This is a genomic window from Serratia sp. T13T92, assembly GCF_047530105.1.
Lineage (GTDB): Bacteria > Pseudomonadota > Gammaproteobacteria > Enterobacterales > Enterobacteriaceae > Chania > Chania fonticola.
Window position 1 is genome coordinate 22,357 of sequence record NZ_JBLJAK010000022.1, and the last position, 14,390, is coordinate 36,746.

10 protein-coding genes are annotated in these 14,390 nt (G+C 54.0%); all 10 read right to left on the reverse strand.

The window, feature by feature from the left end; all coding sequences use genetic code 11:
- Window positions 1-9: 9 nt before the first annotated feature.
- Window positions 10-1,128, reverse strand: a complete 1,119-nt coding sequence (locus ACMV5I_RS18910; RefSeq protein WP_162304334.1) for a fimbrial protein — start codon at window positions 1,126-1,128, stop codon at window positions 10-12.
- Window positions 1,129-1,157: 29 nt separating this feature from the next.
- Window positions 1,158-3,716, reverse strand: coding sequence for a fimbria/pilus outer membrane usher protein (locus tag ACMV5I_RS18915; protein WP_414825043.1), 2,559 nt, complete (start codon window positions 3,714-3,716; stop codon window positions 1,158-1,160).
- Window positions 3,717-3,764: 48 nt separating this feature from the next.
- Entirely contained in the window at window positions 3,765-4,499 is a 735-nt protein-coding gene (locus ACMV5I_RS18920) for a molecular chaperone (protein WP_196062481.1), read from the reverse strand.
- A gap of 72 nt (window positions 4,500-4,571) precedes the next feature.
- Entirely contained in the window at window positions 4,572-5,150 is a 579-nt protein-coding gene (locus ACMV5I_RS18925) for a fimbrial protein (protein WP_121608834.1), read from the reverse strand.
- A gap of 125 nt (window positions 5,151-5,275) precedes the next feature.
- A complete protein-coding gene (locus ACMV5I_RS18930; RefSeq protein ID WP_121608835.1) occupies window positions 5,276-5,731 on the reverse strand; it encodes a winged helix-turn-helix domain-containing protein in 456 nt (151 codons plus the stop codon).
- 574 nt (window positions 5,732-6,305) lie between these two features.
- Complete coding sequence (locus ACMV5I_RS18935) at window positions 6,306-8,501, reverse strand: TonB-dependent siderophore receptor (protein WP_024483624.1); 2,196 nt, start codon at window positions 8,499-8,501, stop codon at window positions 6,306-6,308.
- Between the two features lie 22 nt (window positions 8,502-8,523).
- The gene (locus ACMV5I_RS18940; RefSeq protein ID WP_024483625.1) at window positions 8,524-9,849 is read right to left on the reverse strand and encodes a lysine N(6)-hydroxylase/L-ornithine N(5)-oxygenase family protein; all 1,326 of its coding nucleotides are present in this window, start codon (window positions 9,847-9,849) and stop codon (window positions 8,524-8,526) included.
- Window positions 9,846-11,594 carry an aerobactin synthase IucC gene (iucC, locus tag ACMV5I_RS18945; protein ID WP_414825044.1) on the reverse strand — a complete coding sequence of 583 codons (1,749 nt, stop codon included), beginning with the start codon at window positions 11,592-11,594 and terminating at the stop codon, window positions 9,846-9,848. Before iucC ends, ACMV5I_RS18940 begins: the two co-directional genes overlap by 4 nt.
- The gene (locus ACMV5I_RS18950) at window positions 11,591-12,541 is read right to left on the reverse strand and encodes a GNAT family N-acetyltransferase (protein WP_414825045.1); all 951 of its coding nucleotides are present in this window, start codon (window positions 12,539-12,541) and stop codon (window positions 11,591-11,593) included. Before ACMV5I_RS18950 ends, iucC begins: the two co-directional genes overlap by 4 nt.
- Entirely contained in the window at window positions 12,538-14,268 is a 1,731-nt protein-coding gene (locus ACMV5I_RS18955; RefSeq protein WP_414825046.1) for an IucA/IucC family protein, read from the reverse strand. Before ACMV5I_RS18955 ends, ACMV5I_RS18950 begins: the two co-directional genes overlap by 4 nt.
- Window positions 14,269-14,390 lie beyond the last annotated feature (122 nt).

Genomic DNA, 14,390 nt, shown 5'->3' on the forward strand with positions numbered 1-14,390 from the left:
CACTCCCGGTTATTGGTAAGTGATCATAAACTCTATTTGGGCATCAGCCCTTCCCGCCCGGATAGGGGTTGAGGTTTGAACATAAGTCGCCTTGACGCCCAGGCTGTAATCGCTGCCGCGGTCTTCAAGGAAGGTAATGTAATTTGCCAGATTGATGCTCTGGTTGAATTTTGCCCATTGGTAGTTGCCGTTTTCCTGCCTGAAGCTCAGTTGGACACCTACCCCTGAGGCTGCGTCACCGGCGGTGGTATTCAGTTTCGAGATCCCGCGTTCGGCATCAATAAATCCGTTGCGCGGTGTCAGCTTGAGGCTGATAACGTTGGGCTTGAATACGCCGTAAGAGGTTGAACCATAGAAGGCGGGGCAACCCGACAGCACAATCTGGGTCTCGGCGCTGCCTGCCGTGCTGCCGATACCGTTGAACTCATCAGGATAGTGCTCCCCGAGCGGCAGGTAATAATTGTTGCCAACGTTGCAGGTCGCCGGGATCGCCGTCAGGTTGCCCACTATCCTCGCTTGTTGATAGACAAAACTTTCACCATTGCCGTCGAATGAGGTTTTGAACCTGGGGAGATCGCTACTGCTAATAGTTCCGCTGCCGATGTTGGCGGCGATTTTAATCATTGCAATATTAAAACTGACTGCGGCATCGTCTTGGCCGGTAAAGTTGAAAACGCTTTCGCTGCTGGGTGAAAAGAAAGCAGTAAGCCTACCAGGGAGCTGTAGATGGGAGCCGCTGTTACCATCGGGGGTACCTTGCCACAGGGCTACCCCGACGCCAGAAATATTGGTATTGAACACGGTGGGAAACGTCGCGTCACGGTAACTGGATTGGCCATGAGGGGCGCTGATTACGGTGTTAACCAGATCATAAACCCCCGCACGGCACAGCAGACTGGCACCGTTGCCATTAGTCTGGATACGTTGGGAATAGATGACACTGCCGATGGGAAGGTCCTCTCCCACGGTAACATAGCCGCCGATGGTCAATCGGGTATCAAGCGGAGCTTTGACTGCGGAGGAGCTATCCCAATCACAACCCGCACTTGCTGCGAGCGCATTCTGCGCATACAGGCCGCCGCAGAACATCAGTGATATCGCCGTTGCTGAGGCGAATAGTCTTTTCATGTTGTTTCTCATTGTGTGTGGGCACTTCGTCATTGGCAGACTCCTTGAATCAATTGCCTGCTGTCTACAGAGGTGCCTGGCTGCAGCGAATAATGGATGCTGCAATGCTCTGCCTGGCTATCCCCCCATCTCACCTGCAACACGCCTTTCAGGTCGAGATCGCGCGCCACCACCAGGCTGGCCTGGCCGACAACCCCCACGGCGTTGTTCTGTGCATCATAGACGTTGGCAGCGAAGGGCAGTGGGCTACCGTCCGGTCGCTTGGCTCTGATGTAGGTCACCTTGCCGCGTTTGGTTTCATAATCAAGCAGGACCAATGCACCGGCGCGGGGGGCGGTGGTATTGCGGGTAGACAGCAACTCCACGTCCTGTGAACTGCCCTTGGGATCGATATCGACCTGATTGAGATAGTAGGGCCGCAGGTAAGGGACGATGGCATAGCCAAAACGGTCGATCTGAACGCCGGGAGCGCCGGTGACGAGAGCGCCTTCAGCACCAGGTGCCCGTACCAGACCGCCTGTTTCGCCAAGTGATTGCCCTAAAGTGATACCGCCACGGTGGGCTACCAGAGCACCATCCATGCTTGCTGAAACCTGCCGGTTTCCCTGCCCATAACTATAATTTGCGCCCATATGGGCAAAGGATGAGCGGTAGCCAACGCCACCGTTGAAAAAGTTGCTATTGCCTTCAGTATTACGGCTGGTGCTGACGACATAGTTAAACTGATTCTGTTCACCCGCATTGCCCGACAGGCCAATCAGGCCAGTGCTCCCCTTGTCGTCGGTAGTGCCGGTAGCATTGAGCGTTGGCGCATGGAGGTTCGAGCCTAGCGGTAACGAGAGCGTCAACGCGTATTGGGTTTCCCGCCGATCCGCCGTTGTCTCTTCTGTATTTCCTGTGAGTTGCCCGCTTAGCGTTCGGTTAACCGAAAGGGTATAGCTGAGATTGCGCCAGAAGTTGCTATAGCCTAGCTGCAGGCTCTGTTGTGAACTGCTCTGGTTCCAGTAAGAGGTATAATTGCCGGTGGCATACAGGCTTCCCCAGCCTTCTCCCAGTTGCTGGTTGACCGAAAGCGTAAACAGGCTGCGTTGACGGCCATAGGCATCGATATTTCCATCACGCAGTGCCAGATCGCGCAGCTGCACAGCGTCATTTAGGCTCAGGAAACCGTCGGTTGAGTAACGATAAGCGGCTACTGAGAAGCTGGTTTGTGTTTCTGGATACATCTGGCTGAAGCCGATACGATAGCTTTGCCCTGAACGCGGGTGCTGGCCGGGCAACCGGGTTTTCGCTTGCGTGACATCCAATGAAAGTGCGCCGATAAACGTGTTCATGGCACCACCCAATAAGGCCGAAATGTATCCTTTGCTGGCGGTAGCGCCGGTGTAGCCGGTGATGAAATTACTCAGGCCCAACTGGTAGGTCAGGCTGCCAAACTCAGGCTTGTTTGCCAACCCATCACTATTCACTTTACCCGCAGCCACTTCGTAGCGGCTTATTCCTGGCCGCAACATTTGAGTCACTGAAGCATAAGGAACAGTGAAGGTTCTGACTTGGCCATTGGCCTCTTCTACTTGTACGGTCAATTCCCCTCCATAGCTGGTGGGGTAGAGATCGTTAATCTCGAAAGGCCCCGGAGATACCGTAGTGGTATAGAGCGTGTAACCATTCTGAGTAATGATCACTCTGGCGTTGGTATTGGCTATGCCACGAACTACGGGGGCGTAGCCACGTAGAGCGTCAGGTAGCATGCGGTCATCAGAATAAAGTCTGACCCCTCGGAAACGTATGCCGTCAAACAGTTCGCCACTGGTAAAGGCGTCACCCAGGATCAATTGAGATTGCAGCGCGGTAACATCGCGGCTGATATAGGAAGATGTGCTTTTGTAATCCCCGCCACTCTCTCCCGAGGACCAATTGATGCTGCCGTTATTTCGCACGCGCCAAGGGCCGAAATTCAGACCGTTACGCAGCCCGAGATAGCCGTAGGTGTTGCTGTTTTCCCGCTGTCTTGACTGATAAACGTTGGCGTTGTAGTTAACTATCAAGGCGGTTAAGCCATCCTCCCACAGCTCGGGATTGACATAGCCACGCGGTGTCCTGTTGAGCAGCAACTGCGGTATCGTCAACGTCAGCTTTTGCTCGCCGACATCAAAACTGACGGTCGTCCCGGGCAGGAGTTCACTGAGTGAACCGCAATAGCCCTCTTGCACTAATGGCGCCAATTGCACGGCAGGGATCTGAGCCAACAGTTTCTCTGCGCTCAAATTGAGCAACGAAAAGAAACTGCCCGGATAGCAGGGAAGGGTTTGCAGGTTATTGCCCGGCTGGGCCTTAAACTGGATTTTTTCATTGCCGATCCGTTGGCCGTTAAGCTCGATCGCCACGGTGTAGATACCAGGAACAACGACGTTACTGCGGCTGAATTGGGCCGGATCAAATGTTCCTACCTTACCGCCAGGGAAAAAACTGGGGTCGAATGTCACTTCTTCCGGCGTGTCTGCCGCATAGCTGGAAGTGGCCGAAACCATGGCACATGAAAGAAACCACTTCAGCACGGTTTTTATTGTCGGTTTACACCTAGTCATAGCGTCCTTGATGACTCAGATAAGCCAATACTCTGAAAAAGGGTTATGTCAGCGGCCTAACGGGTATGTTTTTTCAATAAAAGCCCCGTAGTCATTAATCGCCTTGGTGATTACGCTATTTGGCGGCACCGCAATGACCTTGTTATCGCGTTTTAGTTGAAAGGTTTGCTCAGAGAAGGGGGCGATCATGCCGCCATCTGTGCCGGCTACCGAGGCGATGCCATAACCAGATAACTGCACGGAGGCATAGCTGATATGGTATGGCGTGGGGTTTTTAGCGAGCAGTTTTTCCCCTTGCCGTTGCCAGCTCACCTTATCCAGGATTTCCAGTGACAGCCCTGGCAACGTTGAGGGGCGGTAAAATACCTTCAGGCGGTTGCGATAGGCGATGGAGAGGTAATTCTGATCCCCTTTCGACTGGGGAGGGACTTCAAGCACGTTGATCCAATATAGCGTCTCGCGGTCGGTGGCGTGACTTACCAAAGGCGTTGAGGTAATACGCAAGGTTTGCGCCTTGGCGGGTTCAACTCGTGAAACCGGTGGCATGATCATAAAAGGAACATCGCTGTCTTCAGGAGCTGAATTCGCATCGCCGGCATCTATCCAAGATTGAACCAATAGCGGGAAACGGCTTTTATTTTCCAGTTTCAACGTGACTTCTTTGGCATCACTTGGGTAGATCACGCGCGTACCCGATATGACGATACCGGCATGTAAAGAGGTGGAAAAAAACCCGCTCAACAGCAGCGATAGCAGTAGCCAATATTTTTTAATCAAGCACATAACAATCTCGTCAGTAAAGACGTGGCAAATATGACCCTGTGGTAACAGGGCCATAACCTATTCAATCAGGTTTTATTGATAAACGATGCTGTATTTAACCGTAGAGGCAACTTGGCCCGGGCCCGCCGCGCCACCAACAGCAACATACTGGCCAAAGTAGGTATATTCGGCAGTTTGATTGGCGATGGTTTTTGGCGCATGGTTGTTATTGCCGGAAACCAGGTTGATCGGGCTGTTGGTTTCGCCATTCAGGATTTGTACCTGAACATTTGTCGCTGGATTGGTGGCTGAAGTATTTTTCAACCAACCAGTCGCATTATCGATAGCCGGGCTAGTTGGTTCAAAATACACTGAAGCAATCTTACCGTTGGTGCAGTTTAAATCAGTAGGGCCACCCAGTTTGATGGTAAATGGTGCAGGCTTGGCCGTGGCACCGGCAAAGCTTAACTCACTGGCGCTGACCGTCTCTAAAGGCACGTTCAGATCAACAGCACCATTTGGCGTCTGATCGTTGATCAGGCAGGTTGCGTCAGTGACTTCACCGGTGAAATTGATATTACCACCCGCTACGGTGATAGCGGCGGAAGCCGGAAGCGCAGCGAAGCCGCCGATAGCCAGTGAGAGAGCCATTACTAATGTGGTTTTTTTCATTGCATATGTTCCTTGTTAATTATCCTTAAAATACTCTGAGCGTTACATGGAGTAACATCAGAGCCGTCATTTCACTATGGCAGTGAAAATACTGTTCCCTTTTATGGCGGTGATAAACAATCAAATCATATTTTTTTTATATATAGTGGAGTCACATGGGCTCCACGTAAGGTATATCCTTTTCCTCTCGAACTTTTAATAAAGTCATCGGCGATACCAATTTTACTTAGCCTTGCTTTAAGTTCGGAAATAACTTGGGTCAATCTTGTGGTTGAGGAGGAGAGGTTATAATTCTCCCAAACCTGCACCAGTAACTCCTGGTTGGAAACATAGCCACAGCTGGCGTGTGCCAATAGATAAGTCAGCAACCGCAGCATCGTTTCACGCAGTCTTAGATAGTTGGTAAATCGTTCCTCACCCTGATGGGGGTACTCTATCGTATTATAGAGTTTGATTACCGAACTCGATTTGATATCTACCTGATACTCATCATTGATAATATAGCCAAAAAGCAATAATCCGCTCTCACTCGTCTTGGTGATGGGGGCTGCTACATATTTAATTTGAATCGTATCATCCATTATCAACTCCGCCGCATCCGCTGCTAAAACTGTCTGGCTCTGACTTCATCAATCGGAACTGTCATTCCCATACATTGGCTTTATATATTATTGCCTGAAGAGTTAATGTCAATTCATAAAAATAAAAAAATAACCGAAATAAAAAGAGTTTAAATCTTGTTGTTGGCGGTTTTTTGATATTTTCGTTTGTTTTTGTCGATTATTTGGCTGGATTTTGATATTTAATATCATTACTGTAGGGAATTTAATGCATAAGCATAATATGCTGTTTTGGGAGCGTTATAGTCTTTGTTTTTTGTTTTTTCTTTTAAAAATCGCGTGAGTGAAGTTAAGGTTGAAATAGTCTGCGATCTGATATGTTTTCTATTAGGAGGAATCTTAATGACTTTTTATCTTATATTTTATTTTCGTCGTTCGCAAGTAGGATAAATCGTAATAATAACAGGTGTGTATAGATATTAAACATATCTATGTTTTTTTATTTATGATTTTGGTGTTGGTGGAGCTCGCATCCCTTGTGCGGATGAAAAGCAGGCCGAATAGAGGAATTCGGCCTGGTGACATCGGAGAGGTCTTAGAACAGCACTGAGTAGTTCAAACCAAAGGTACGGCCACGGCCTTTATAGCTGTATAACTCCGGCGCGCCGTAGGTTGGGCTATACAGGATTGGCGCCCGTTGGCCCCACACGGTGGTGTAGTCTTTGTCCAACAGGTTCTCTACGCTGAAGCTGACCTTGCCCACCGGCAGGGCATAGCTGCTGAGGACGTCAATGGTGTTATAGCCGTCGAGCTTGCGGCCCTGGCTGTCGGAAACGTCGAAGGTCTGCTGCGACTGCACGCGAACCGTCCAGTCACCCGGTGCCCAGTTGACGTAGGCGGTGGCTTTCGACGGGCTGGCGGTGTCGACGGTCAACTTCTCCCATTTGCCATCGGTCTTGGTTTCCGACTTGATCAGGTTGAAGGTGGCACCGGTGCTCCATTCGCTGTCGTCGAAGAAGTAGTCCACCGCGCCTTCCATCCCGTAAATCCGACGCTTATCAGTGTTCATGCTGATGGTCATATCGGTCTTGTTGATGGTGATGGTCTTGTCTGACAGGGAATAGTAGGCCGCAAGCTGGGTACGCAGGTTGTCGCCATTGTAGCGCCAGCCCAGCTCGTAGGAGTCAACCTTGATGCCGTCCAGCTTGGAGTCATTGACGTTGACGCTTTTTTGCAACTGATAGTGGCCGTTCACCAGCTTATAGGTGCCGGAGCCGTAATATTTGGCCAGATCCGGGATCTCAAACCCTTGTGAGAAGTTGAACCAGGTCTGTTGGCGTTCTGTCAGATGGGCCAGCAAACCGGCATTGAACAGCGCGTTGTTGTAGTCGGTTTTACCACCCGGCACGGCATCGGCAGAGGTCGCCAGACCGTTGGCGATCCCTTGTTGCTGTGCGTAGCCAACGAAATCATCCACCTTGTTCTCGGTGTACTGGTAGCGCACGCCGCCGCTCAGGGTAAACATCGGATCGATGTCGTAGCTGGCCTGCATGAACGGTGCCAGGTTGGTGGTGGTATAGCTCGGGTAGCGGCCGACGTTGTAGGCATTTTGCAGCGTCATCCCGCCAGACTGCTGGGCCAGTGCCAGATTGAAGAACTGCTGGTTGGCATTGAAGCTTTCATGATCGGCATCGAAGCCGTAGGTCAGCGTCAGGCTGTCGATCGGTTTGCTGTTCAGGGTCAGCTTGCCGCCGTAGAAATCGGTTTTCTGTTGTGAGGCGCCGATGCTGGTTACCTTGCCGCCGCTCAGGGTTGGGAACGGATAGAAGGTCAGCGATTCATCACGATAATACACCTGTGCCACCAGATCCTGGCCCCAGAAATCGGTGTTGGAGTATTGCAGGTTGATCAAATGGCGTTCGGTGCCTGGAATGCGATCCGAATCCAGATTACCGCTGTTGTAGGCCTGCCCGTTACCGGTTACCGCCGAGAAGTTTTGCCCCAGATACAGGCCGTGCTTACCGTCTGACTCGCTGTTGAAATATTGCGTGGTCAGTTGCAGCTGCTGGTGATCGTCGATGTTGATGGTGCCGGTGCCCATCAGGTCGATACGATCGGAATATTGCAGGCCGGTTTGGGTGTTGTCGATCAGCACCTCGTCGCCTTTGCCGTCATACCAGCCGCCGTAACGCTGATAGGAAACCGACAGGCGCCCGGAGGCTTTATCGGTGCCGCCGCTGACTGCTGCCGACACGTTTTCGTCGTGATCGCTGCTGCTGTTAAAGCCGGTTTTACCGCCAAGCTGCAGCTCAACCTGTTTTTCTTCCTGGCCCTTCTTGGTCACGATGTTGACCAGGCCACCGGTGCTGCCGCCGCCGTACAGCGAGGTAGCCCCGGAAATCACCTCAATATGGGCGATGTTAAACGGATCGATCGAATCTAGCTGGCGGCTGTCGCTGCGCGATGAGTTCAAGCGCACGCCGTCGATCATCACCATCATTGAGCGGCCACGCAGGTTCATGCCGTAGTTGGTACGGCCCTGGCTGCTGACGTCCATGCCCGGGATCAGCTGCGACAGCACATCCTTGATCTCTTTACCGCCCTGCACCTGCTGCTCAATTTCCTGGCCTTCGATCACCCAGGTAGTCTGGGCCATTTCCGCTACGCTGCGGTGAGAGCGGCTGGCGGAAACCACCAGTTGGTCATCATTTTTTTGTTCTTCTGCCCAGGCCGTTGGTGCGAGCATTGCTAACAGGCAAGGGTTTAGTACCCAGAGGTGTCTGCGTTTCATTATTGTTCAAACGTTTCCATGGTTAGTTAAAGTTAAAGATGGCGTCGTGTGCAGCTTGGGCGGTTACCGCTGCCTGCTGGCTACGCCATTGGATCACCGCCGGGGTGGACGTTAAGTCGAACTGGTCGCGTCCTAATGCCCGGTTGAGAATACGGGCCGAACGCCAAGCCATCAGGCTGAGCTGGGGTTCGGCAATGCCATGACTGTGCATGCCGGCATTGACGGCAAACAGACAGTTTTCGCTCGGACCCTGCCATTCCAGGGTGAAGTCAGGGGTAATGCGATACTCATCGTTCGCCGTGGTCAGCAGGCGATTGGCCAATGGTGCGAGAAACGCCGGGCGGTCTTGCTGATAGCCGGTGGCGAAGATCACCACGTCGCAGTCGAAGGTTTCCTTGCCCTGATCGAGATGGTGATGGGTGACCAGTTGATAGCCATTGCCGGATGCGTGCATCGCGGCCAATGAGCGGCTAGGCAGCAGGTGGGCCCAAGGCTTTTCGCGTAATACTTCAAAGCGGTGATACATCGCCTGGTAAATCGCCAGCAGCGATCCGCTGGTGATGCCGTCCGACGTCATTTTCTGCTCGGTGAGCATGCGCTGTTTGGCGCTGTCGCTCAGAGTGTAGAAGCTTTCTACGTATTCCGGCGTGAAGTACTCATTGGCGAAGGCGGCTTCGTCCAGCGCGTTGTAATTGTTGCGGCGCGAGATCCAGTTCAACTGCTTGGGCTGGCCCCACTCGGCGCGGAAAATATTCAAAAACAGATCGGCACCGCTTTGGCCGCCGCCGATTACGGTGACGCGCTTGCCGGTAAGGTCCGGGTTACGCAGGCTCATTTCGCTGGCATGGAAGCAGCGATCGTTTTGTTCGCTGACGCAGTCCGGCAGCTTGGGGCGTTTGCCTATCCCTAAGCAGATATGGCGCGCACGGTAGACATCACGCTGGGTGGTGACAACAAATTGGCGTTGCTGGTCGTCAAAATCCACGCTGCGGATATCTTGGCTGAACTCGAGCGTCTCCAGCCCGTTAGCCGCCCAGTCGAGATAGTCGGCGAACTCTTCGCGGGAGACCGTGCGCTGCTCGGTGGTCAGGAAACGGTAGAACTTCTTCCTTTTCACCAGATAGTTGAGAAAGCTGTACGGGTTGGTCGGCGAAACCGCGCTGACCAGATCCTTGAGGAAACTGGTCTGCATATGGCAGTCCGGCACCATCATGCCCGGGTGCCAGGAGAAGTGCGGTTTGCGTTCGAAAAACTTGCTGTTAAAGCCGGTAACCTCACTGCCAAGTGCGGCAATGCTCAGATTGAATGGGCCGACGCCGATGCCGATGAAATCCAGAGGCTGATTCATTGGGCAAACTCCTTGGAGACCAAATAAAGAGGGTTATCCAGATCTTGCAGGTAGTTCGGCAACATACGGCTGCCGCCATCCTGCTCTGAATAGGTGAGTTTCACCGGGTTGAGTACCACGCGAATAATCTGTGGCTTGAAAAGGTCGAACAGGGCAAAGCGGTCGGCCAACTGCGGATGCTGCGCCATATAGCGCTCCAGCACCTGTGCCAGCACTTGATAGAAACGCGGTTCGCTTATGCCGCAGCCGCTCATCAGCGGCGAAATGAAACGCAGCACGGTGACGAAGTGCCCGGTTTGCAGATCATGGATCAGATAGTCGGCAGGCAGGCGCACCGTTACGTCTTTTACCACCTGCGGCAGTGAAGCGGCCTGTGGGAAGTCCTGATCCACCAGGCGCATATCGCCTTGGAAATCTTTTAGCAGCACCCGTTGCGGCACATGGTCTTTCATCACCAGCGTGATGTTCTGGCCGTGGGCGATCAGCGCCACCCCGTAGCAGCACATCAGGTGGTACATCGGCAGCACCACCGCCTGGAACATCTGCGCCAGCCACGCCTCTGCGCTCAGGCCGGAACGGGCGATGTAGGCGGCGATCAGCGGTTCACCCTGATTGTCGGTTTCCATCAGCGTTGCCATCAGGATCGCCTGCTCGTCCGGTTGCAGATAACAGGACGGGTTTTCACGCCAGATCACCCCGAGCATTTCCTGATAACGGTAGGGAGCCTTGGGCAACGCGCCGTAGGTTGGGTGGGCCAGATAGCCCGCCGCCGGTTCACCCAGGATCTGGGCGCCGCTGGCCTGCAAAGTGCTGTCGCTGGCGAAAATCTGCTGTAACCAGCGTGAAGCCGCAGGCCCGGCGCTGATGTACTTGCCCGGAATGCCGCGATAGCAGGAGGTGTTGTAAATGGTCAACGGCAGCTTGATATCGAAGGGCACCCGGCGGCTGATATTGGTCAAAGTGCGCAGGGACTGCTGAGCCAGATAGCGATCGCCAAACTCGCCCAGCTCAACCAGTTCACCGCTGGCCAGTTGTGGCAGGAAATGCAGCGCAATTTTTTGCTGCCATTGCCATGGGTGCAGCGGCACCGGCAGCCAGTCGTTGTCCAACTTCAGGTCGTGCCAACGGCGGTCAAAGCGTTGGCGTTCCCCGCTGTCCATCGCGCTGTTGAGCAGGTTTTCTAGCGGGAAGTCTTCGTCAATGCACCAGACAAAGCTGCTGCGTTTGGCGGCCACCCAGTGTAGTTGGAACTGACCCTGATATTCTGGCGCATACTGTTGCAGCGCCGTCAGCCCCCAGCCACGGCGCCCCTTGTTGAAGACGAACTTCGGGTGGCCTGCCAACAGGCATTGCAGCGCGTCGGCATCCAGCACAATCAGATCGTTGGCGCTCATCCCGTGGCGAGCGGTGAGTAACTGCATGTCACCGCGTAGGGTGGCGTACAGATCTTCCAAATGTTCGGCGATCTGTGCGTCGTCCATCTTCAGCACCTGCGCCAGATGCCGCAGCGTTTGATCGGCGGCCAGCGGCAGGCGATCGCAGCTCAGGCTGTTGGCATCGATGTGCAACCAACCCCAGATCCCGCGTTTGGCGTTAAAGCTGTAAGTCGCGTCACCCAGGGCTATTTGCCATTGGCCGCCGTGTTCCTCGGCCTGCAAGGTGCGCTCGTACTCCAGTTCCGCCAGGATTTTTGCGGTCATCTGCAGGTTAACGCGTTGCCAATCAGCGTAATCGTGGCGACTCATACCTGTCCCTCGCGGAAGAAGTCATCACGCTGGTTCATGATCAGCCGTGAGCGTTTATGGGGGAAATCAAACTCTTTCAGCGTTTGGTAGCCAGCGGTGGGGAGATGGCGGAACAGCCGCTGATTATCTGCACGCGGCTCGGCCACGACGCGAGTGGTGCGGGGTTCATCCAGGTATAAATAGTGGGTCAGGCCACGTAGCCAACTGCGGATGTACTGCGCACCACGCCAGTCCTCTTCGCCGACCAGCATGTGCAGGCCACGATCGAACGGCTGCCAGCGATAGTGGCGGCCAATGCGATCTTCGGGTGCCCAGTAAACTTCGAAATAGCCAAACGGCTGGTCGTCAAAGCAGCCCAGCAGCGGATAGCAATAGCTGGAATCAAGCTGGCGCTGTAAATAGGCGGCCTGAACCTCGAGCGGGCCACTCATTTCCCAGAAGGCGTCAACGCGGGGGGAATTCATCCAACGGGTGAACTGCTCGGCGTCGCGCTCGACTTCAGGTAAACGGAAGCTTAAGCTACGTTTGATTTGCGGATTGTAGCGGCGATACACCTCACCGCTGGGCCGGGCAGGGCGCTGCGGGAACCACAGTTCGCGCTCGGCATCGTATTGCATCTGGCCGCCAGCGCTATGGCGTTCGGCAATCAGCCACAGCGGCAACTGATAGAAGGTTTCACGGGCTAGGTAATCACCGCTGGCTTGGGCGAACAGTGCCAGAGCCTGTGGCTCCTCACGCCATTCGGCATAGGGAAGAGCAATGCCGCTCAGCTGTGGAGCTGCGATCAGCAACTGATCCAATGCCTGGATCAACCAGCCTGCTGGCAGTGAGCCTGGATAATGCAACGCAGCGCTGCCGTCCAATCCCAGGCTAAGGGACAGGTTTTTCCCCAGCAGTTCGCAGCGGAATCCGCTGGTGGCGTGAACAATCTTGGCAACGGGCATCATTGAGCGGCCTCCACGCGCAGCGGATTGGTGAAATCAAAGTAGATCACCGCCGGATCGACAATGGTGTTCTCATTGTGATCGTGCAGATAGCAGAAGAAGTTGCCCTTGCAGTTCCAATGTTGGCTGTCGAGCACATAGTCCAGGCAACGGGTATTTTTCGCCGTGTTACGCAGCGTGGTTAATGCATCCCGTACTCGTCTCATCAGGCTCTCTTCACTGTCGAACCCTGCTGCCGCCATTGCGGCGGTCACGGCCAACGTAGAATTCACCAGCAAGTAGTAGGGGAAGTAGCGCAACAGCTGCTGCTCGCTAAAGCGATTCTCCGCTTCGGCTTCGCCGATTTCATCCAACCAAGGCGTGGCATCGCGGGTAAAGCCGCTGCCCTGGCAATCGCGGTACAGCATGCCCACCGGCAAGTCCTGCTGCATTTCCACCAGAATGTTTTGTTGATGGGCCAGCAACACCAGGCCGTAGTCGGCTTCGGCGCTGAACAGGGGTAGCAGCACCTGCTGGCAGTAAGCGTCCAGCCAGCAATGGGCTGCTTGTTGCAACGGCAAGTTCAGGCGGGCAGCCAGGCGACGCACTGCCGCGGCTAACAGGCTATCACCACCGTCTGGCGCTGCTTGCGTCAAGGTGACCAACACGTTGGTTTGGTTCTGCGCCTGACCGAACAGCAGGTTATCGCGCAGTGCCATCAGGCTTTCTTCCTGGATTGTGCCGTCTGCGGAACGTAACCCGGCCCAACCATCCTCCTGCATCACGCGCATCGTTGGGTAACGAGCTTGCAGTTCCTGCCAGCGGGAGGTCTGTGCCAGTCGAGCCAGACGCATACCGCGCTTCACTTCTTTGACCGACAGGGTACGCACCGAGTTGGTTAGCCGTACGCTGAGGGAGAACTTGATCATGTCGCGGCTGCCCGCGTGATACAGCGAACGTGAAGAGCTGGTTGGCAGCCAACGTTCACCGGCCTCACCCAGATCGCTCAGCTTGTGCTGCTCGACCAATTCGCGGCACCAGCTTTGTGCCAGCAGATAATCGGCCTGCCATGGATGCATCGGCAGCAGCCAGACGTCATCGGTAAAATGGCCTAGCAGCTGCGGCGCGCTTTCTGCGGTAAAGCGTTGCAGGCGCTGCTGTAACGTCAGGTCCAGGCTGTCGCCACACAGGTTGCGCTTATCTACTGCAAACCAGCGCAGGGGGAAGCTGCCAGCAAAATCTGGCAGGTAGCGCTGTGCCTGCTGCTGATCGAAGGGCTCATGGGATTTCGGAGCCGGGTGGAAGGCATGGCCAGCTAATAACCCTTGTTCCGCCTGGGCAAAATTCAGCGGCTGGTCACGTAGCTTTGGCCAGTCCAGCCGGATGGCGATCGCCTGTTGGGTATTGTCATGACTTTCCAGCACTCGCTGGCGAAAGCGTGCCAAAACCTCCTCACTCAGTTGGCCTTTTATCGCCGGTTTGGCCAGCAACAACGTAACCAACCGCTCAAAACTCAGCGCTTCACCGTTGCCATTCAGGCAGGCGGGGAACTGATATTGATGATGTTGGGTTGGCGAGATATGCCGTAATGGAATGCGAATGAACTGGCTATCCGAAAGTGGGAGATGTAGCTGAGGTTGTTGGCTATGGGTTGCCGGCACGATGTGCCAGTCCCGGGTTTCACGCATTAGCGCGTTGAGGAAACATTGCGCAGCCACATCGGTTGCTGCGCTTGCTAACTGGATGGTCATGACCCTTGTCACTCTGGAGCGATTGAGAATGATTCTTATATCAATAGTTCTTATTATTATCAATCAATACATGATACAATTTTTTGATTAATTACACACAAAAACATCATTTTTTTAACGGT

Excerpts from the sequence above, each read along its gene's own strand:
- ACMV5I_RS18935 (WP_024483624.1), bottom strand. The coding sequence starts at position 8,501 with ATGAAACGCAGACACCTCTGGGTACTAAACCCTTGCCTGTTAGCAATG.
- ACMV5I_RS18925 (WP_121608834.1), bottom strand. The coding sequence starts at position 5,150 with ATGAAAAAAACCACATTAGTAATGGCTCTCTCACTGGCTATCGGCGGC.
- ACMV5I_RS18930 (WP_121608835.1), bottom strand. The coding sequence starts at position 5,731 with ATGGATGATACGATTCAAATTAAATATGTAGCAGCCCCCATCACCAAG.
- ACMV5I_RS18920 (WP_196062481.1), bottom strand. The coding sequence starts at position 4,499 with ATGTGCTTGATTAAAAAATATTGGCTACTGCTATCGCTGCTGTTGAGC.
- ACMV5I_RS18940 (WP_024483625.1), bottom strand. The coding sequence starts at position 9,849 with ATGAATCAGCCTCTGGATTTCATCGGCATCGGCGTCGGCCCATTCAAT.
- iucC (WP_414825044.1), bottom strand. The coding sequence starts at position 11,594 with ATGAGTCGCCACGATTACGCTGATTGGCAACGCGTTAACCTGCAGATG.
- ACMV5I_RS18910 (WP_162304334.1), bottom strand. The coding sequence starts at position 1,128 with ATGAAAAGACTATTCGCCTCAGCAACGGCGATATCACTGATGTTCTGC.
- ACMV5I_RS18950 (WP_414825045.1), bottom strand. The coding sequence starts at position 12,541 with ATGATGCCCGTTGCCAAGATTGTTCACGCCACCAGCGGATTCCGCTGC.
- ACMV5I_RS18955 (WP_414825046.1), bottom strand. The coding sequence starts at position 14,268 with ATGACCATCCAGTTAGCAAGCGCAGCAACCGATGTGGCTGCGCAATGT.
- ACMV5I_RS18915 (WP_414825043.1), bottom strand. The coding sequence starts at position 3,716 with ATGACTAGGTGTAAACCGACAATAAAAACCGTGCTGAAGTGGTTTCTT.